Annotated in this window: 16 protein-coding genes; 10 read left to right on the top strand and 6 right to left on the bottom strand. The window is 60.4% G+C overall.

What is annotated here, in order from left to right:
* Positions 1-53: 53 nt before the first annotated feature.
* The 3 genes from ligB to KW849_RS21530 form a co-directional block, all read right to left on the bottom strand.
* Positions 54-1,733: an NAD-dependent DNA ligase LigB gene (gene ligB / locus KW849_RS21540; RefSeq protein WP_218431178.1), complete on the bottom strand. Its 1,680-nt coding sequence runs from the start codon at positions 1,731-1,733 to the stop codon at positions 54-56.
* A 192-nt stretch (positions 1,734-1,925) separates the two neighbouring features.
* Positions 1,926-3,116: a methionine adenosyltransferase gene (metK, locus tag KW849_RS21535; RefSeq protein WP_218431177.1), complete on the bottom strand. Its 1,191-nt coding sequence runs from the start codon at positions 3,114-3,116 to the stop codon at positions 1,926-1,928.
* Positions 3,117-3,134: 18 nt separating this feature from the next.
* A complete protein-coding gene (locus KW849_RS21530) occupies positions 3,135-4,130 on the bottom strand; it encodes a metalloregulator ArsR/SmtB family transcription factor (RefSeq protein WP_218431176.1) in 996 nt (331 codons plus the stop codon).
* A gap of 272 nt (positions 4,131-4,402) precedes the next feature.
* Between KW849_RS21530 and tkt the strand changes: the two genes are divergently transcribed.
* The 6 genes from tkt (at position 4,403) to fba (ending at position 10,769) form a co-directional block, all read left to right on the top strand.
* Positions 4,403-6,400 (top strand): transketolase, encoded by a 1,998-nt coding sequence (tkt, locus tag KW849_RS21525; protein ID WP_218431175.1) that lies wholly within the window; start codon positions 4,403-4,405, stop codon positions 6,398-6,400.
* 179 nt (positions 6,401-6,579) lie between these two features.
* Positions 6,580-7,638 carry an erythrose-4-phosphate dehydrogenase gene (epd, locus tag KW849_RS21520; protein WP_218431174.1) on the top strand — a complete coding sequence of 353 codons (1,059 nt, stop codon included), beginning with the start codon at positions 6,580-6,582 and terminating at the stop codon, positions 7,636-7,638.
* Positions 7,639-7,664: 26 nt separating this feature from the next.
* A complete protein-coding gene (locus KW849_RS21515; protein ID WP_218431173.1) occupies positions 7,665-8,828 on the top strand; it encodes a phosphoglycerate kinase in 1,164 nt (387 codons plus the stop codon).
* A 35-nt stretch (positions 8,829-8,863) separates the two neighbouring features.
* Positions 8,864-9,085, top strand: a complete 222-nt coding sequence (locus KW849_RS21510) for a hypothetical protein (RefSeq protein WP_218431172.1) — start codon at positions 8,864-8,866, stop codon at positions 9,083-9,085.
* Between the two features lie 56 nt (positions 9,086-9,141).
* Entirely contained in the window at positions 9,142-9,471 is a 330-nt protein-coding gene (locus KW849_RS21505; RefSeq protein WP_218431171.1) for an MliC family protein, read from the top strand.
* Between the two features lie 233 nt (positions 9,472-9,704).
* Positions 9,705-10,769, top strand: coding sequence for a class II fructose-bisphosphate aldolase (gene fba / locus KW849_RS21500; protein ID WP_008081027.1), 1,065 nt, complete (start codon positions 9,705-9,707; stop codon positions 10,767-10,769).
* 107 nt (positions 10,770-10,876) lie between these two features.
* Here the strand turns inward: fba and KW849_RS21495 are convergent, their stop codons facing one another.
* The gene (locus KW849_RS21495; RefSeq protein ID WP_218431170.1) at positions 10,877-11,542 is read right to left on the bottom strand and encodes a polysaccharide lyase family 7 protein; all 666 of its coding nucleotides are present in this window, start codon (positions 11,540-11,542) and stop codon (positions 10,877-10,879) included.
* 322 nt (positions 11,543-11,864) lie between these two features.
* Between KW849_RS21495 and KW849_RS21490 the strand changes: the two genes are divergently transcribed.
* The 3 genes from KW849_RS21490 to KW849_RS21480 are packed head-to-tail and all read left to right on the top strand — an operon-like array spanning position 11,865 to position 14,856.
* Positions 11,865-13,988 carry a bifunctional diguanylate cyclase/phosphodiesterase gene (locus KW849_RS21490; RefSeq protein ID WP_218431169.1) on the top strand — a complete coding sequence of 708 codons (2,124 nt, stop codon included), beginning with the start codon at positions 11,865-11,867 and terminating at the stop codon, positions 13,986-13,988.
* A 45-nt stretch (positions 13,989-14,033) separates the two neighbouring features.
* The gene (locus KW849_RS21485; RefSeq protein ID WP_102699232.1) at positions 14,034-14,522 is read left to right on the top strand and encodes a YgjP-like metallopeptidase domain-containing protein; all 489 of its coding nucleotides are present in this window, start codon (positions 14,034-14,036) and stop codon (positions 14,520-14,522) included.
* A 37-nt stretch (positions 14,523-14,559) separates the two neighbouring features.
* A complete protein-coding gene (locus KW849_RS21480) occupies positions 14,560-14,856 on the top strand; it encodes a helix-turn-helix domain-containing protein (protein WP_007894945.1) in 297 nt (98 codons plus the stop codon).
* 77 nt (positions 14,857-14,933) lie between these two features.
* On the opposite strand, the gene KW849_RS21475 is transcribed toward KW849_RS21480, so the two are convergent.
* Complete coding sequence (locus tag KW849_RS21475) at positions 14,934-15,386, bottom strand: GNAT family N-acetyltransferase (RefSeq protein WP_218431168.1); 453 nt, start codon at positions 15,384-15,386, stop codon at positions 14,934-14,936.
* Between the two features lie 256 nt (positions 15,387-15,642).
* Here KW849_RS21475 and KW849_RS21470 point away from each other — a divergent pair, with 256 nt between their 5' ends.
* A complete protein-coding gene (locus tag KW849_RS21470) occupies positions 15,643-16,380 on the top strand; it encodes an ABC transporter substrate-binding protein (protein ID WP_218431167.1) in 738 nt (245 codons plus the stop codon).
* Between the two features lie 139 nt (positions 16,381-16,519).
* Here KW849_RS21470 and yccS read toward each other — a convergent pair whose 3' ends face one another.
* Positions 16,520-18,703, bottom strand: a complete 2,184-nt coding sequence (gene yccS / locus KW849_RS21465; protein WP_218431166.1) for a YccS family putative transporter — start codon at positions 18,701-18,703, stop codon at positions 16,520-16,522.
* Positions 18,704-18,833: the final 130 nt, after the last annotated feature.

Raw genomic sequence — 18,833 nt, 5'->3', positions numbered from 1 at the left:
CTTGTTGGAGCCCGGCGGTCCCCTGGGGTTCCCGCTGGGCGCAAGGCTGACCGCTAAAAGCCGTCAATCCCCGCATCACGTAACGTTTCACTCAAGGCCTGGACCTGCGGATCGCTGAAAAAGGCGTTCAGTTGCGCCGCGCGTCCTGGCCCGATATCGGTCTCGGCCCGCCATTGTTCAATGTCTCGCTGCGCCAGTGCCTGCCATGAGTTGCCGAGGTGCACCTGACCTGTCGGCGGCAATCCCAGGGCTTTCAGCCAGTGCGCGAACGGGCGTTGCCGGGCTCGGTTGAAGCTGTCTGCGAGGCGAGCTGCGCTGCGCTCGCCGAAACCGTCAATGGTAGCAAGCTCTTGAGCATCGAGGGTCAACCAATCCAGCAGACCGTTCAAGCGACCTGTTGCAAGAAGTTTTTCCCAAGTGCCCGGACCCACATTGGGCAGCGCCAGACCTTGTTTGCTGCTGAGCCAGGTCAGGCGCGCGAGGAACTGGCTCTCACAGCCCGGAGTCGGTCGCCAGCAACTCAATGAATGAAAGTCCGCTGCCAGCGGCGCGTTCAATTCGGCGCGTTCGCTGCCGCGCGATACAACGCTATCGAGCCTGGGAATGGTCAGCCCGGCCAGGCTGATGGCGACCCGGTCACCCGGACGTATGTCCAGCGCCTGCCAGCGTTGCAACGAACCGACGCTGACGTGTTTGATCTGCCGGTCATCGAGCTTCACCGGGGTCAGTTCAAGTACCGGAGTGATCCGCCCGGTCCGGCCGATTTTGAAGTGAACCTGGCGGACTTCGGCCAGTGCCTGGGCGAAGGGGTATTTCCAGGCGATGGCCCAGTAAGGTGACCTGGCCTGCCAGCGTTCGGCGGCCGGGCGCTGGTTCTGGCGCAGGACAATGCCGTCGCTGGCAAAGGGCAGGGGGGAGCGATACCAGTGTTCGCGCCAGCGTTCGGCATCGACGACGGAGGCGATCGGCTGGCTGTATGCCGTGGTACTCGGGAAGCCCAGCGCAGTCAGCGCCGCGGCACGTTCGGGCACGCTCGCCGGTCCCTGGGGCCAATCCCAGACAAACAGGTCGATGCCGGCGGCCTGTTCGGAGCTCAAGAACTTGCGCGCCATCAGGCCGGCCACCGAGGCGCGAGCATTGAGGCTGCCGGCCTGGGCCTGCACGTGATCGGTCAGACGCCAATACAGTTCGCCTTGCACGATCACGTCCCGGGCCTGCGACAGCCGTTGCGGGATGGCCGGAATCTGCCGTGCCGGAGCCGTCCAGTCCTGACCGCTTTCGCCGTCACCACGGCTGATTGCCTGGGCCAACAGGCCGTTACGGTAAACCAGAGTCACCGCCACACCATCGATTTTAGGCTGGACCCAGACGTCCACCCGGTCACGCAGCCATTTTTCCACGGCGGGACGATCATGCAGTTTGTCCAGGCCGGTGTGGGCGATGGGGTGGGGCAGCGTGCCGCGCGCAGTGCGCAAGGGATCTGCGGACGGGCCCAGGTTGAAGCAGTGGCGCCATTGGGTGAGTTGCGAGCGGGACTGGTCGTAGAGTTCATCGGCGACCAGTGAGCGTCCCTGGCGGTGATAGCTGTCGTCCCAGAGGTCAATTTGCTGTTGCAGTTTGTTGACTTCGCTCAGGGCGCGTTCGGATGGCCAGTCCGGGCACTCGGTGGCATTGGCGGTCAAATAGGTAAAGGTTAGTAGGGCGGCAAAAAACAGGCGCAGGTCGGGAAGCATCTTGAGCGTCCTTGCTCGGTGAGGTGCGTGAAGGCTAGGTCAGTATCAGTTGGCATGGCAGGTGGGGTTTTTACCGAGTGTTTCTGGTGGCTGGGCTTGCCCGCGAAGGATGCGACGCGGTGTAAAGCGAATCCCAACAAAAAGCCCCGCAAGGCGCGAACCATGCGGGGCTTCGGGTGTTGCGGGGAAATCTTACAGGCCGGCAGCAGAACGCAGAGCGTCGGCGCGGTCGGTTTTTTCCCAGGTGAACGTGGTGAAGGTGTCGTCGCCAACGGTCTTGGTTGCCGGTGTGCGACCGAAGTGGCCGTACGCAGCGGTTTCCTGATACATCGGGTGCAGCAGGTCGAGCATGGTGGTGATCGCGTATGGACGCAGGTCGAACACTTCGCGGACCAGTTTGACGATCTTGTCATCGCTGATCTTGCCGGTGCCGAAGGTGTTCAGCGAGATCGAAGTCGGCTGGGCAACACCGATCGCGTAGGAAACCTGAATCTCGCAACGCTCGGCCAGGCCGGCGGCAACGATGTTCTTGGCCACGTAACGACCGGCGTAGGCTGCCGAACGGTCAACCTTCGATGGATCTTTACCGGAGAACGCGCCGCCACCGTGACGGGCCATGCCGCCGTAGCTGTCGACGATGATCTTGCGACCGGTCAGGCCGCAGTCACCCACCGGGCCGCCGATGATGAACTGGCCGGTCGGGTTGATGTGGAACTGGGTGTCCTTGCTCAGCAGTTCGGCAGGCAGCACGTGCTTGACGATCAACTCCATCACGCCTTCGCGCAGGTCGTTGTACGACACTTCCGGGTTGTGCTGGGTCGACAGGACAACGGCGTCGATGCCGACAACCTTGCCGTTTTCGTAGCGGCAGGTCACTTGCGACTTGGCGTCCGGACGCAGCCAAGGCAGCAGGCCGGATTTGCGGGCTTCGGCCTGGCGCTGCACCAGCTGGTGCGAGAAGGTGATCGGCGCTGGCATCAGCACGTCGGTTTCGTTGCTGGCGTAGCCGAACATCAGGCCCTGGTCGCCGGCACCCTGATCTTCAGGCCTGGCACGGTCGACACCCTGGTTAATGTCAGGGGACTGTTTGCCGATGATGTTCATCACACCGCAGGTCGCACCGTCGAAGCCGACGTTGGAGCTGTTGTAGCCAATGCCCAGGATCACGTCGCGAACGATCTGTTCCAGGTCGACCCAGGCCGAGGTGGTGACTTCGCCAGCGATGATCGCCACGCCCGTTTTCACCAGAGTCTCGCACGCCACACGGGCGAACTTGTCTTCAGCAATGATGGCGTCCAGCACCGCATCAGAAATCTGGTCGGCGATTTTGTCCGGATGCCCTTCAGACACGGACTCGGAGGTGAAAAGGGAGTATTCGCTCATCTCGATGTTTTCCTGAAATTACCGATGGTGAGTGTCGCCAGCCGGTCGCTGAAAATGGCGGACCTGGATCTGGAAACCATTACGTAAGCCTACATAGAGGCTTTCCCCGGGAACGAGTCCCGCAGCGGTGGCCCAACGGGCCAGATCGTCCTGTTCAAACCCCAACCAGAGATCACCGCAGGCCTCCCTGGCCCAACTCTGGTTGTGGCTACATAACTCTGTCACTAGCAGGCTACCGCCTGATTGCAGCAAATTGGCCATATGCTTGAGCGCATCGGCCGGCGCGGCAAAATGGTGCAGCACCATGTTCAGTACCACGCAATCGGCCTTGAGGCTAACGCCGTTCAATGCATCGGCCAGTTGCAGGCTAACGTTAGTCAGCTTGTCGCGTTCACAGACCTGGCGCGCCAGTTCGAGCATCGCGCTGCTGTTATCCAGCGCCGTGACTTGCGAGAAGCGGCGCGCAAGTTCCGGCAGGAATGCGCCATCGCCGGGGCCGACTTCAATCGCCGTGGCGTCTTTGTCAAAGCTCAACTTGTCGAGCAGGGCCACCACGCTTTCACGGTATTGCGGCAGGCCGGCGATCAAGTCTTGCTGGGCGCGAAACTTCTCCGCCACCCGTGAGAAAAAGTCCTGGCTGGCGGCCGCCCGTTGCCCATGGACCTGGGCGATGCGCGACTGTACGTCGGTCGGCAGCGTCAGGTTGTCCACTTCTTCGAGCAGGGCCGCGTGCAATTTGCCGCCCAACAGTTCGGTGTGGGGCAGGGCGCGACGGTAGAAAATCGCGTTGCCTTCGCGGCGCGTCGCCACCAGGTCGGCCTGGGCCAGTACCTTGAGGTGGTGGCTCATGCCTGACTGGCCAATGCCGAAGATCTGCGCCAGTTCCAGCACACCGAACGAGTCGTTGGCCAGTGCGCGCAAGACATTCAACCGCAGGGGATCGCCGCCAGCCTTGCACAAGGCCGCCAGCTCATCGCAATCGTCATGCTGAATGGAGGGCACACGTAAATTCATAAGGCCGGCAGTCTAGTCATGGGTCGAAGGCATCGCAAGAGCAATATCAAAAAGTTTTGATATTGCTCGATAGATGGCACTTCTTGACGTTAGGTTCAGTCAACAAAGCCAGAGCAGAAAGGTTTCATCACGTTAATACGTCGTTATCCATTGGAAAAACGCCTCCAGATGACTATCTGTCATTGCCCCGAGGCGGCCCGGTGAGGGAAAATGCTCGCCTTTTTTCCGTTTCGATTTACTCACTCTTGTTTCAGAATCCCAGGAGAACAGCGATGCCTAGCCGTCGTGAGCGTGCCAACGCCATTCGTGCCCTCAGCATGGATGCCGTGCAAAAAGCCAACAGCGGCCATCCCGGTGCCCCTATGGGTATGGCAGATATCGCCGAGGTACTTTGGCGCGACTACCTCAAACACAACCCGAGCAATCCATCGTTCGCCGACCGTGACCGTTTTGTACTGTCCAACGGTCATGGCTCGATGCTGATCTACTCGCTGCTGCACCTGACCGGCTATGACCTGTCGATCGATGACCTGAAGCAGTTCCGCCAGCTGCACAGCCGCACCCCCGGCCACCCGGAGCTCGGCTACACCCCGGGCGTAGAAACCACCACCGGTCCACTGGGCCAGGGCCTGGCCAACGCCGTGGGTTTTGCCCTGGCTGAAAAAGTCATGGCAGCGCAGTTCAACCGTCCTGGCCACAACATTATCGACCACCACACCTACGTATTCCTGGGTGATGGCTGCATGATGGAAGGCATTTCCCACGAAGTCGCTTCCCTGGCCGGCACCCTGGGCCTGGGCAAACTGATCGCCTTCTACGATGACAACGGCATCTCCATCGATGGCGAAGTCGAAGGCTGGTTCACCGACGACACGCCGAAGCGCTTTGAGTCCTACAACTGGCAAGTGATCCGTAATGTCGACGGTCACGACCCGGAAGAGATCAAGACTGCGATCGACACTGCACGCAAAAGCGAACAGCCAACCCTGATCTGCTGCAAGACCACCATCGGTTTCGGTTCGCCGAACAAGCAAGGCAAGGAAGATTGCCACGGCGCCCCGCTGGGTGACGCGGAAATCGCCCTGACCCGTGCGGCGCTGAAATGGAATCACGGCCCGTTCGAAATCCCGGCCGACATCTACGCCGAGTGGGACGCCAAGGAAACCGGTCGCGCCGTGGAAGCCGAGTGGGATCAGCGTTTCGCTGCCTACTCTGCCGCTTTCCCGACCGAAGCCAACGAATTGGTACGTCGTCTGAGCGGTGACCTGCCAGCCGATTTCGCCGAGAAGGCCGATGCCTACATCGCCGAAGTGGCGGCCAAGGGCGAAACCATCGCCAGCCGTAAAGCCAGCCAGAACGCCCTGAACGCGTTCGGCCCGCTGCTGCCCGAGTTCCTTGGCGGCTCGGCTGACCTGGCTGGTTCCAACCTGACCCTGTGGAAAGGTTGTAAAGGCGTCACCGCCGAAGACGCGAGCGGCAACTACATGTACTACGGCGTGCGCGAATTCGGCATGACCGCGATCATGAACGGCGTAGCCCTGCACGGCGGCCTGGTGCCTTACGGCGCGACCTTCCTGATGTTCATGGAATACGCCCGTAACGCGGTACGCATGTCGGCCCTGATGAAGCAGCGCGTGATCCACGTCTACACCCACGACTCCATCGGTCTGGGCGAAGACGGCCCGACTCACCAGCCAATCGAGCAACTGGCCAGCCTGCGCTGCACGCCGAACCTCGATACCTGGCGTCCAGCCGATGCCGTTGAATCGGCGGTGAGCTGGAAGTACGCACTGGAGCGCAAGGACGGTCCTTCGGCTCTGATCTTCTCCCGTCAGAACCTGCAGCACCAGACCCGCAGCGCCCTGCAGATCGCCGACATCAGCCGTGGCGGCTACGTGTTGAAGGACTGCTCAGGCGAGCCTGAGCTGATCCTGATCGCTACCGGTTCGGAAGTTGGTCTGGCCGTTCAGGCCTTCGACAAACTGACCGGGCAGGGTCGTAAAGTGCGCGTGGTTTCCATGCCTTGCACCAGCGTGTTCGATGCCCAGGATGCCGGCTACAAGCAAGCGGTCCTGCCGTTGCAGGTCAGCGCGCGTATCGCCATCGAGGCTTCCCATGCCGACTACTGGTACAAGTACGTGGGCCTGGAAGGTCGCGTGATCGGCATGACCACCTACGGCGAGTCGGCGCCTGCGCCAGCCTTGTTCGAAGAGTTCGGCTTCACCCTGGAAAACATCCTGGGTCAGGCTGAAGAGCTACTGGAAGACTAAGCACGACGCGGTGGCTTTGGCTGCCGCGATTCTTCGCGGGCACTGTAGGAGCTGCCGAAGGCTGCGATCTTTTGATCTTGTTTTTAAGATCAAGGTCAAAAGATCGCAGCCTCCGGCAGCTCCTACAGGGTTTGTGTAGTTAACGAGATTTCGATCCGCCTGCGTCTATCGAGAACCCCATGCCTCAACCGCGTACCTACAAAGTTGCACTCAACGGCTACGGCCGGATTGGTCGTTGCGTCTTGCGTGCGTTGTTCGAGCGAGGCGACAAGGCCGGGTTCGAGATTGTCGCGATCAACGATCTGGCCGACATGGCCAGCATCGAATACCTGACACGCTTCGACTCCACCCACGGGCGTTTTCCCGGCGAAGTGAAGGTCGACGGCGATTGTCTGCATATCAATGGCGACTGCGTGAAGGTCCTGCGCAGTGCCACCCCCGAAGGCATCGATTGGGCGTCCCTGGGCGTCGATCTGGTGCTGGAGTGCTCCGGCGCTTATCACACTCGCGAAGACGGCCAGCGTTTCCTCGACGCCGGCGCACCGCGCGTGCTGTTTTCCCAGCCGATGGCCAGCGAGACCGATGTCGACGCCACCATCGTCTACGGCGTGAACCAGGATTGCCTGACCGGCGACGAACTGCTGGTGTCCAACGCGTCCTGCACCACCAACTGCGGCGTGCCGCTGTTGCGCCTGCTGAATCAGGCCATTGGCCTGGATTACGTGTCGATCACCACCATTCACTCGGCCATGAACGATCAGCCGGTCATCGATGCCTATCATCACGAAGACCTGCGCCGCACCCGTTCGGCGTTCCAGTCGGTGATTCCGGTGTCCACCGGTCTGGCGCGTGGCATCGAACGCCTGTTGCCGGAACTTGCCGGACGAATTCAGGCCAAAGCTGTGCGGGTGCCAACGGTCAACGTGTCCTGCCTCGATATCACGATGCAGACCGCTACCGCGACCGATGCCACCGAGGTTAACCGGATCCTGCGCGAAGCCGCCACCAGCGGCCCGCTCAAAGGCCTGCTGGCCTACACCGAGCTACCCCACGCAAGCTGTGATTTCAACCATGACCCACATTCGGCGATCGTCGATGCCAGTCAGACCCGCGTTTCCGGCCCACGGCTGGTGAACATCCTGGCCTGGTTCGACAACGAATGGGGTTTTGCCAACCGAATGCTGGACGTTGCAGAGCACTATCTGCAAACAGCGACTTCAAAAAAACCTGCTCTCTAAGATCAGCTACTCAGGAAATGCGACCCATGACCGTGTTGAAGATGTCCGACCTCGATCTGCAAGGTAAGCGCGTATTGATCCGCGAAGACCTCAACGTCCCAGTCAAGGACGGTGTTGTCACCAGCGATGCGCGTATCCTGGCCTCGCTGCCGACCATCAAGCTGGCCCTGGAAAAAGGCGCGGCCGTGATGGTCTGCTCGCACCTTGGCCGTCCGACCGAAGGCGAATTTTCGGCCGAGAACAGCCTCAAGCCAGTCGCCGACTACCTGAGCAAGGCTCTGGGCCGTGAAGTGCCGCTGGTGGCCGACTACCTGGGCGGCGTTGACGTCAAGGCCGGCGACATCGTGCTGTTTGAAAACGTGCGTTTCAACAAGGGCGAGAAAAAGAACGCTGACGAACTGGCCCAGCAATACGCTGCCCTGTGCGACGTGTTCGTGATGGACGCCTTCGGCACCGCTCACCGTGCCGAGGGCTCGACCCACGGCGTGGCCAAGTTCGCCAAGGTTGCCGCGGCAGGTCCATTGCTGGCCGCTGAACTGGATGCACTGGGCAAGGCCTTGGGCGCTCCGGCCCAGCCGATGGCGGCCATCGTCGCCGGCTCCAAGGTGTCGACCAAGCTCGACGTGCTGAACAGCCTGAGCCAGATCTGCAACCAGTTGATCGTCGGCGGCGGCATTGCCAACACCTTCCTGGCCGCTGCCGGTCACCCGGTTGGCAAGTCGCTGTACGAGCCGGACCTGCTTGACACCGCTCGCGCCATCGCCGCCAAGGTCAGCGTACCGCTGCCAGTGGACGTGGTGGTTGCCAAGGAGTTCGCTGAGAGCGCCGCTGCGACCGTCAAGCTGATCGCTGACGTCGCTGCCGACGACATGATCCTGGACATCGGCCCGCAGACCGCGGCGAATTTCGCCGAGCTGCTGAAGTCGTCGCAAACCATCCTGTGGAACGGCCCGGTCGGCGTGTTCGAGTTCGATCAGTTCGGTAATGGCACCAAAGTGCTGGCCCAGGCCATCGCAGACAGCGCGGCGTTCTCCATTGCCGGCGGTGGCGACACCCTGGCTGCCATCGACAAGTATGGCGTGGCCGAGCAGATCTCCTACATTTCTACCGGTGGTGGCGCGTTCCTCGAATTCGTCGAAGGCAAGGTTCTGCCAGCCGTTGAAGTCCTGGAAAGCCGGGCCAAGGCCTGAGGGTCGCCCGTTTGACCAGGCAAGGGAGTGTTTACATGGTCAAGACGTTAGCGCTGTTGATCGTCGCGGGTTCACTGGTGGCGTGCGGGAGTAACCCGAAGGCCACACCGGAACCTGCGCCGTCCGAGTCGGAAAAAGGCTGCTACCAGGCTGACTGGCAGGCCGAAACCAACCCAGTGCTCAACAAGCGCGCAGGTCCCGAGGGTCTGGACAAATACGAGACCCGGGCACCCGCCAAGGAACATGGCTGCCCTTGACGGGTCTGACTCTTTACTCAGGGCTGGCAGCGTGCGCCGTCAGCCGAGGGACACGGATGAAAGGTTTTATCGCAGTTGCAGCATTGGCGTTGTTGGCCGGTTGTGCTCAGTTGAACCTGTTCCATTCGTCCGCGCCTGTGGATAACTGGACCACCTGGACCTGCGACAGCCAGGCCAAAGTGCTGTGGCGCTACACCGACGACAGCCTTAGGGAAGTCGACGTGCGCCTGGGCGGTGCCGATCAGGTCTACCGCTTGAAGCAGGAACCGGGTGCGTCGGGTTCGCTGTACAGCAATGACATGCTGGCGTTTCACATAAAAGGTGAGGAAGGCCTGGTTTACTGGGTCGCCACCAATGATTTGATCGGCCGTGGTTGTCACCTGTAGGAGCGAGCATGCTCGCGATGGTCGTTAACGATAACGCTGGGGACCTGAATGCCCGCGTTGTCTGGGCCATCATCGCGAGCAAGCTCGCTCCTACAGGGGGCCAGCGTTCGGCACTGATGCAGCACCAAATCCGCAGCCCGGGCTCAACCCCCGATCTGCAATAACTTGAATAGCCGCCGCCGCTACGGCAGGCTGGCACGATTAACGACCCTCAACCGGGAGAGATATACACAATGGCACTTATCAGCATGCGCCAGATGCTGGACCACGCAGCCGAGTTCGGCTACGGCGTTCCAGCCTTCAACGTCAACAACCTTGAGCAGATGCGCGCCATCATGGAAGCCGCTGACAAGACTGACTCCCCGGTGATCGTCCAGGCTTCGGCCGGCGCTCGCAAATACGCCGGCGCACCGTTCCTGCGTCACCTGATCCTGGCAGCCATCGAAGAGTTCCCGCACATCCCGGTGTGCATGCACCAGGACCACGGCACCAGCCCTGACGTGTGCCAGCGCTCCATTCAACTGGGCTTCAGCTCGGTGATGATGGACGGTTCCCTGGGCGAAGACGGCAAGACCCCGACCGACTACGACTACAACGTACGTGTGACCCAACAAACCGTGGCCATGGCTCACGCCTGCGGCGTTTCGGTAGAAGGCGAGCTGGGCTGCCTGGGTTCGCTGGAAACCGGCATGGCCGGTGAAGAAGACGGTATCGGCGCCGAAGGCGTTCTGGATCACAGCCAGATGCTGACCGACCCGGAAGAAGCCGCTGACTTCGTAAAACGCACTCAGGTCGATGCCCTGGCCATCGCCATCGGCACCAGCCACGGCGCCTACAAGTTCACCAAGCCGCCTACCGGCGACGTGCTGGCCATCGACCGCATCAAGGAAATCCACAAGCGCATTCCGAACACTCACCTGGTGATGCACGGTTCGTCTTCGGTTCCGCAAGAGTGGCTGGCGATCATCAACCAGTACGGCGGCGACATCAAGGAAACCTACGGCGTACCGGTTGAAGAAATCGTCGAAGGTATCAAGCACGGCGTGCGCAAGGTCAACATCGACACCGACCTGCGCCTGGCATCCACTGGCGCAATGCGTCGCCTGATGGCCACCAACCCGAGCGAGTTCGACCCGCGTAAATTCTTCGGCGCCACCGTGACCGCCATGCGTGATGTGTGCATCGCTCGCTACGAAGCCTTCGGTACTGCCGGCAACGCTTCGAAGATCAAGCCGATCTCCCTGGAAGCGATGTACCAGCGTTACCTGAAAGGTGAGTTGAACGCCAAGGTCAACTAAACCTGAGCGTTAAACTGCCTTGATGAAAAACCCGCCGAGAGGCGGGTTTTTTGTGGGCGACACGATCATTGTAGGAGCGAGCAAGCTCGCTCCTACAGTTTGTGTGTTTATTGATTGTGATCAATATCCAGCCTGCTGAACGTCACTTCCCCGCCTTCGCTTGTGTACCCCGTATTGTCCTGCACATAGACGCCGGCCTTGAAGTACAGGGGCTTATCACGCCACATCACGCTGATATCGGTATTCCACTGATAGCCCGCCGCACTGATGCCCAATGCACCGCCGGGGCTGAGGTGGATGAGGTAGGAGAATTCCTGATTGAGTTTCACGTCGGTGGCGATGGTGATGATTCGGGGGGTGTCGTCGGGGTGCATGCGGACTTTGGCGACGATGTTGCCGGTCGAGCTGTAGGTTTTGTATTGATACTCGACCTTCACCATGGGCTTCTGGCTGTTATAGGCGTGGATCTGGCCAATGACGATCTTGCCCGAGCTGGGTACCTGGCTGACCGAAAGGGTCGCATGCAGGGAATTGTCAGCGTCGGGGTAGTACCAATTGTGCAACGTGCCATTGCTGTAGGTTTCACGCAATTCAGTGCGCGGATAAATCGCGTTTTCGGTACGGGAACCGGTCACGGGCGTCCAGAAAAACAATGTGCCGGTGTCGGAATGGAAGTATTGATCCTTGAAACCATCCACCAGTTTGGCGGTTTCGACGGTGTACGGCGGGCTGCCGACGGGGACGCTGAGGTTCCAGGTTGCGAGATCGATCATGTCGGTTCTTCCGCTCGATTCATGCTACACAGGTGTGCCAGAAGCTCTAGACCGCACCTTTAGGGGGGGCCTTTATAAGCGTAGCGGGATATTTTGTTAACGCTCGTCGGACGGGCGGTTGACGTCAACATCCTGTCGGAATGCCATCTGTCCCGGTTTCATGAGTCTGAACCATCGACCGTTAGTCGGTAAAAAGACACAATAATGAATGATGGCTCACTGACACCTTCTGCTTTTGCAGAACCGGGTCTAGAGTGATGGCACAGTATTTGTCCGGTTTTCACGAGAAGCCGGCCTGACACCCCGCAATTAGAGAAGCAGCATGGAATGCGCGCAACCCACGCCAGTAGAAGGCGGCTCAACCCTTTTAGTCGTCGACGATTACCCTGAAAACCTGATCAGCATGCGTGCGTTGTTACAGCGCCAGGGCTGGCAGGTCATGACTGCCGCCTCGGGTTTCGAGGCTCTCGGTTTGTTGCTTGAACACGATATCGACCTGGTGCTGCTGGACGTGCAGATGCCGGGCATGGACGGTTATGAAGTGGCGCGCCTGATGCGCGGTAGCCAGCGGACCCGTCTCACGCCGATCATTTTCCTGACCGCCAACGAACAGTCCCAGGACGCGGTGATCAAGGGCTATGCCAGTGGTGCGGTGGATTACCTGTTCAAGCCGTTCGACCCCCGGATCTTCACGCCCAAGGTCCAGGCGTTGCTCGAGCACCAGCATAACCGCCGGGCCTTGCAGCGCCTGAGTCAAGATCTGGAATCCGCTCGTGCCTTTAATGCGTCGGTGCTGGATAACGCTGCCGAAGGCATTCTGGTATTGGGTGAGGACGGTCTGATTCGTTTTGCCAATCCGGCGATGTCACGGCTGCTCAATGCCACGGTGCAGGAACTGCAAGGCAAGGAGTTTCTGGACTACCTGCAAAAACCGCATATCCCGATCTGGGCCGATTCCGAGTTGCTGGCCGGATATAAACGCGGCGAAACCCTGCGCCTGCACGATGCCCTGCTACGTACGGCGCCCGGCCAGCAGGTGCCGGTGGCCTTGTCCTGCGCACCGTTGCCTGCCGAGCAGCATGCGATGGTGGTCACCGTGCTGGACATGTCGGCGGTGCGCCATCTGCATCAGCAACTGGAATTTCAGGCGGTCACCGATCCGCTGACCGGATTGCTCAACCGCCGGGGTTTCTACCAGACCGTGGAGAACCTGCTGTTGCGCGGTGAGCGCTCCGACAGTTGCTGGGTCTTGATGTACCTGGACCTCGACGGCTTCAAGCGCGTCAATGATTCGCTCGGGCACGATGCCGGCGATCGGGTGCTGCGCTGGGTCTGCGAACAGTTGAAGGCCTGCCTGCGGCCCTTCGACATTCTGGCGCGGATGGGAGGCGACGAATTCACCGCGCTGCTGGATCTGGAGTTCCCCGAGCAGGCGGCGAAGATTGCCGAGAAGCTCATCGAGCGAGTGTCGATCTGTCAGCAGATCGATGGCCTCGATATCGTGCTGGGTGCCAGTATCGGCATCGCCACGTTCCCGGATTGTGGTGCCAATCTCGATGGGATGCTGCGGGCGGCCGACATTGCCATGTACGAAGCCAAGCGTGCCGGTCGCCAGCAATATCGCTTCTACGATCACGAAATGAACGGCCGGGCGCGCTCGCGGTTGATGCTGGAAGAAAGTGTGCGAACCGCCATTGAGAATCGGGATTTCAATCTGGTGTATCAGCCTCAGGTGGCGATTGCCGACGGGCGGATTCGTGGCTTCGAGGCCTTGTTGCGCTGGCAGCATCCGAGCGTTGGCGATGTACCCCCGGGGCTGTTTTTGCCATTGCTGGAGGAGGCGCGGCTGATCAGTCGTCTGGGCAGCTGGATCTACCATCGCTGCGCCGGACAACGCAAAGCCTGGGAGTCCCTGTTTACCGAGGGCCTGGTGCTCGGCGTCAGTTTGAGCAGTACGCAGTTCGGCATGCCTAACCTGGTCACCGAGTTGCGCCAGGTGCTTGAGCGCCATGGCTTGCAACCGCGTCATCTGGAAGTCGAGGTCACGGAAGAGGCCTTGATGCACAACCCCGAAGAAACCCGCAAGCAATTGCGCCTGCTGCACAATCTGGGCGTACGAGTGGCACTGGATGACTTCGGGGCCGGCCTCTGTTCCCTGACGCACTTGCGCAACCTGGAGTTGGACACCCTCAAGCTCGACCGGCATTTGATCGCCCGGTTGCCGGAGTCGGCACGGGATGCGGCGCTGGTGCGCAGTGTGATCGACCTGTGCAAGCAGTTCGGGATGCTGGTGATTGCCGAAGGGGTGGAAACCGTCGCGCAGTATGAATGGCTGCAGGCCAACGGTTGTGAATATGCACAAGGTTTTCTGGTGGCCCGGCCGATGATGGCCGAAGACGCCGGGGTCTTTGTCCAGCCGTTTGACTGGAGCGCGCTGCCCCGCTGAATTCGCTACACTGGCGACCTTTTAGTGACGTGTATTGCCGCCCCGATGACCGTGTTGAAATATCTCCAGGCTTATCCCGCTACCTTGCAGGATCAGGTGCGCCAGCTGATCGCCGACGGTCGGCTGGGCGATTACCTGAGCCAGCGCTACCCGCAAAAACACGGGGTGCAGAGCGACAAGGCGCTGTACACCTATGCTCTGGACCTCAAGCAGGAGTACCTGCGTAATGCGCCGGCCATCGACAAGGTGCTGTTCGACAACCGCCTGGACCTGACTCACCGTGCACTCGGCCTGCACACCACAATCTCCAGGGTGCAAGGCGGAAAACTCAAGTCCAAGAAGGAAATCCGCATCGCTTCGCTGTTCAAGGAAGCGCCTTGCGAGTTCCTGAAAATGATCGTGGTGCATGAACTGGCCCACTTCAAGGAGTCGGACCACAACAAGGCCTTCTACAAACTGTGCGAGCACATGCTGCCGGGTTATCACCAGGTGGAATTTGATGTGCGGGTGTACCTGACGTGGCGGGATCTGTAGGAGCTGCCGCAGGCTGCGATCTTTTAAGGAGCAATGGATGGACGTGAGCAAGACCAAGAGCAGCTTCTACCGCCGGTTGTACGTGGCGTACCTGATCGACAGCGGGCTGGCCAGCAGTGTCCCGGCGCTGACCGAGGTCACCGGCATGCCCCGGCGCACGGCACAGGACACCATCGCGGCGTTGGCGGATCTGGATATTGTCTGTGAATTCGAGCAGGAAGAGGGTGCGCGCAACCATGCGGGGCGCTATCGGATTCGCGAGTGGGGTGCGATCGATCGCGGGTGGATCGAGCGTAATCTGCGGCAGATCAAGGCAGTGCTGGAGTATCCCTGAGTATTGGCGGTATCTGTGCTGACGCCTTCGCTGGCAAGCCAAACCCTGTAGGAGCTGGCTTGCCAGCGAAGGGGCCTTCAGGAGCGACGCATGCCAATGTGTGGAATGCCATCCTCGACAAACTCCTCGCCCGTCACGACAAACCCGTACCGCCCGTAATACCCCTGCAAATGCGTCTGGGCCGAGAGGTAAATCGGCGTTTGCGGCCAGCGCTCTTCAATCTGCTCCAACGCCTGGTCCATCAACTCATGTCCAAGCCCGGCGCCTCGTGCGTGTGGAGCAATGACCACCCGACCGATCACTACGTCCCCGCCTTGCAGTTCCGGGTCGAGCAGCCGCAGATAGGCCACCAGTTGATTGCCGTCCCAGGCCATCAAGTGACAAGTGTCACCTTCCAGGTCCTGGCCATCCACGTCTTGATAAGCGCATTGCTGCTCGACGACGAACACCTCGGCGCGCAACTGCAAAATGGCGTACAGCTGTTCCTTGCCCAGGTCGCTGTGGTGTTTGCAGATCCAATCGACTGTCATGTTTTGATTCCCTGAAAACGTCGTTCCGATACTAAGCGCAGTCACGCCAGAAGTCTTTATGGCGGAAGAATCTGTGACATAGGCCAAAATGCCATCATTCATTTCTCGCGCGGATGTCTTCTTTGTGTAATCTGGATCGAAGCGCTGTGCTGTGGCTTCGATGAGCTGATGTTTCGTACCCGGGCTTGTCAGTACGAGGCCTTGGGGTTTTGGCTGAAAACACGTTGGGCAATCCGCCCGCTAAGGATTTTCTGGCATGCCGCGATTGCATCGAGCTTTTGCTTTGATTGGATTGCTGTTGCTGGTTCAGGGAGCAGCGGCAGAAAAACTGCGGTTGGTCGCTGATGCCTGGCCCCCTTTTACCGATTCCACGCTCCTCAACGGTGGTTTGGCCACGGATATTGTCAGTACCGCGCTCGCCAGGGCCGGCTATGCCAGTGAGTTTGAACAAGTGCCCTGGGCGCGGGCCTTGATGGGTGTGGGCGAGGGCCGCTACGACGTGCTGGTCAACGCCTGGTACAACGACGAGCGTACAAAATTCGGCCAGTTCTCCGGCGAATACCTGCTCAATCGCGTACGGTTTCTCAAGCGTAAAGACGTGCCCATCGAGTTCAACGACCTGCAGCAATTGCACACGTATCCGATTGCCATCGTGCGCGGTTACGCCTATTCGCCCGCGTTCGACAACGACGACTCATTGCAGAAAATCCCGGTGCACAGCTTCGCCATGGCAGTGCGCATGGTCGCGGCCGACCGGGTCAAACTGACGCTGGAAGATGAGTACGTCGCCCGCTACTACCTGTCCCGTGAGTCACCCAAGGTACGAAACGCCGTGGAATTCCTGCCCAAGGCATTGAGCGAGAACAGCCTGCACATTCTGGTCAGCCTGAAGAATCCGCTGCATGAGCAGATCGTCGCCAGTTTCGACCGGGAGATTGCGGCGATGAAGGTGGATGGGAGTTATGACAATTTGATGAAACAGCATGGGATGTGAGTGGGTTGAGCCAGTTTCTGTGTTGTCTGAGCGGGCCTCATCGCGAGCAGGCTCGCTCCCACACTAGATCTGCGTCGTTCACAAAACCAATGTGGGAGCGGGCTTGCCCGCGAAGAGGCCCGCCCAGACACAAGAGATCTCAATCCTCACTGGTGTCCTTGATCAGATGCGCCGCTAACGTCCGCAACGGCCCGAGCTGACGACAAATCAGCGCCAGTTGCGTCTGCACCAACCGCTGCCCCTCATCGATTTCATCGGGCATCTGTTCCAGTCCATAGGCCAGTGCTTCTTCCTCATCGCTTTGAATCGCAATTGAGGATTTGCTCGCCAGCCCATGAGCGATTTCGTCGATGCTCGCAGCCAGTTTCACCCCGGCTCCGTCGATCAAATGTTCATGCACGTCCGCTGGCAGTTGGGTTTCCCGGTGTGCGCCCAGGCCTGACAGGTAGCTGAGTAGCGTGTGCGACAGCACCAGGAAGCGGAATCCGACATCCGCTTCCTTACGGAAATGCCCAGGCTCCATCAGCATATTGGCCAGTGTGGTCGACAGCGCCGCGTCGGCGTTGTGCGCGTTGCGGCGGGCCAGGCGGTAAGCCAGGTCGTCGCTTTTGCCCGCCGCGTATTGCTGCATGATCTGGCGCAAGTAAATGCTGTTGCAGGCCAGGGTGTTGGCCAGCACTTTGTTCAGGCGTCGGCCCTGCCAGTCCGGCAGGAACAGGAACACCGCGAGCCCGGCGATCAGGCTGCCGAGCAAGGTATCGAACAGCCGTGGCAGGAACAGCCCGTAACCGTCACCCACCTGGTTGAAGCAGAACAGCACCATCAGGGTGATCGCCGCCGTCGCCAGGGTGTAGCGGGTGGTGCGGTTGGTAAAGAACACCACCCCGGCGGCGATGGCGAAACACGACTGGATCAGTGGGTTCGGGAACAGGTCGAACAACGCCCAGGCCAGGGTCAGGCCGATGGCGGTGCCGATGATCCGTTGACCGAGTTTGCGGCGGGTGGCGCCGTAGTTCGGTTGGCAGACGAACAGCGTGGTGAGGATGATCCAGTAGCCTTGGGACGGGTGAATCAAATGCACCATGGCGTAGCCAATGCTCAAGGCCAGGGGCAATCGCAGGGCATGGCGGAACAGCAGCGAGGTCGGCGTCAGTTGCGTGCGCAAGCGCAACCACACGTCCTTGAGGCTGCGCGGCGAACGGTCGAGCAAGCTGCTGTCGGTGGCGTCGGCCAGGGCGTCGGGGTTGCTGGCATCGCTGAGCAAGCGGTCGAGAGTGCCAAGGTTGGCCGCCAGTGCCCGCAGTGAACGCAGCAAGCCGCGCCAGGCCGGGTTGCTCTGGATGCGCAGGTGTTCCAGGGAGGCATCCAGGTCGCTCAGGGCCTCGGCGAAACTGGCGTCATAGGTGAACGGCTGGCGCATCTGGATCGATTCGGCCAGGGCTCGGCAAGCTTTGCCTTGCTGACGCAACAGGCGCTGACAGCGGAACAATACGTCGCTGTGGAAAAAGGCATCGGCCAAGGCGTTGTATGGATAGTGCGATGAGCTGGCGCGTTCGTGGATGTCTTGGGCGAGGAAGTACAGTTTCAGGTAGCGGCTGACTTTCGACCCCGGGCGACCGTTACCGACCCGGTGCAGGATGATTTCCTTGGCAGCGTTCAATGCCGCCACCACCCGACCGTTCTGCTGGGCCAGTTCCAGGCGCCGTGCCTCCACGTCCATCTGCCGGATCGGCTCGAACAGCGAGGATTTGAGCTTCAGGTAAAAGCCCAGCTCACGGAACAGGCGCGCCAGGCTCTGCTGCACCGGCTGATTGGAAAACAGCGCCTGCCACAACACCGAGAGCAGGCCATACCAGGCGGCACCGGCCACCAGCAGCACCGGCTCGTGCCAGACATCGATGACCGCGCCGCCGCGCTGGTCCACGCCGATCATGGTGTAGACCGAAAGGATCAACGTCGCCGAGGCAATCGCGCCGTAGCGTTCGCCCAAGGCGCCGAGCATGGTCAGGCAGAACGCGGCCAGGGCGAAGGCGATGATAAACAGCGAGGGGTAGGGGAAGAGCAGTTCGACGGACAGGGCGGCAACCGCGAAACACACCAGCGTCACCGCCAGCGCGTTGAGACGGCCCTGCCAGCTGTCGTCGGTTTCGGCCAGGGCACTGGCGATAATCCCCAGGAACAACGGGATCAGCAGGCCCATTTCATCCTGATACCAACACAGCGCCATGGTGCCGGTCAGGGCAATGAATACCCGCACGCTGTAGCTGAACTTATCCAGTGCCCAGAGGCGACGCAGAGACTGGCGGAACGAAGTCGATGACATGAAATGCGAAGGCCTTCCGAGGCAATGACGCTAAATTGAGCCACTAATGACGCCGACGCAATGGCGTCGATCACATCAGACAGCAAAATCTGTTCCTTCCTTGGCGATACACCGCCTCTGTAGGAGCTGC

It is taken from the genome of Pseudomonas sp. PDM26, assembly GCF_019219185.1.
Taxonomy (GTDB): domain Bacteria; phylum Pseudomonadota; class Gammaproteobacteria; order Pseudomonadales; family Pseudomonadaceae; genus Aquipseudomonas.
The sequence above is the reverse complement of the archived record's forward strand: the minus strand, read 5'-3'. Positions and strand labels throughout refer to the sequence as shown.

What these genes read in the sequence shown, in the direction of transcription:
- KW849_RS21495 (WP_218431170.1), bottom strand. Translation starts at nt 11,542, where the DNA reads ATGATCGATCTCGCAACCTGGAACCTCAGCGTCCCCGTCGGCAGCCCG.
- metK (WP_218431177.1), bottom strand. Translation starts at nt 3,116, where the DNA reads ATGAGCGAATACTCCCTTTTCACCTCCGAGTCCGTGTCTGAAGGGCAT.
- yccS (WP_218431166.1), bottom strand. Translation starts at nt 18,703, where the DNA reads ATGTCATCGACTTCGTTCCGCCAGTCTCTGCGTCGCCTCTGGGCACTG.
- KW849_RS21470 (WP_218431167.1), top strand. Translation starts at nt 15,643, where the DNA reads ATGCCGCGATTGCATCGAGCTTTTGCTTTGATTGGATTGCTGTTGCTG.
- epd (WP_218431174.1), top strand. Translation starts at nt 6,580, where the DNA reads ATGCCTCAACCGCGTACCTACAAAGTTGCACTCAACGGCTACGGCCGG.
- fba (WP_008081027.1), top strand. Translation starts at nt 9,705, where the DNA reads ATGGCACTTATCAGCATGCGCCAGATGCTGGACCACGCAGCCGAGTTC.
- ligB (WP_218431178.1), bottom strand. Translation starts at nt 1,733, where the DNA reads ATGCTTCCCGACCTGCGCCTGTTTTTTGCCGCCCTACTAACCTTTACC.
- KW849_RS21530 (WP_218431176.1), bottom strand. Translation starts at nt 4,130, where the DNA reads ATGAATTTACGTGTGCCCTCCATTCAGCATGACGATTGCGATGAGCTG.
- KW849_RS21490 (WP_218431169.1), top strand. Translation starts at nt 11,865, where the DNA reads ATGGAATGCGCGCAACCCACGCCAGTAGAAGGCGGCTCAACCCTTTTA.
- KW849_RS21475 (WP_218431168.1), bottom strand. Translation starts at nt 15,386, where the DNA reads ATGACAGTCGATTGGATCTGCAAACACCACAGCGACCTGGGCAAGGAA.
- KW849_RS21505 (WP_218431171.1), top strand. Translation starts at nt 9,142, where the DNA reads ATGAAAGGTTTTATCGCAGTTGCAGCATTGGCGTTGTTGGCCGGTTGT.
- KW849_RS21510 (WP_218431172.1), top strand. Translation starts at nt 8,864, where the DNA reads ATGGTCAAGACGTTAGCGCTGTTGATCGTCGCGGGTTCACTGGTGGCG.
- KW849_RS21515 (WP_218431173.1), top strand. Translation starts at nt 7,665, where the DNA reads ATGACCGTGTTGAAGATGTCCGACCTCGATCTGCAAGGTAAGCGCGTA.
- KW849_RS21480 (WP_007894945.1), top strand. Translation starts at nt 14,560, where the DNA reads ATGGACGTGAGCAAGACCAAGAGCAGCTTCTACCGCCGGTTGTACGTG.
- KW849_RS21485 (WP_102699232.1), top strand. Translation starts at nt 14,034, where the DNA reads ATGACCGTGTTGAAATATCTCCAGGCTTATCCCGCTACCTTGCAGGAT.
- tkt (WP_218431175.1), top strand. Translation starts at nt 4,403, where the DNA reads ATGCCTAGCCGTCGTGAGCGTGCCAACGCCATTCGTGCCCTCAGCATG.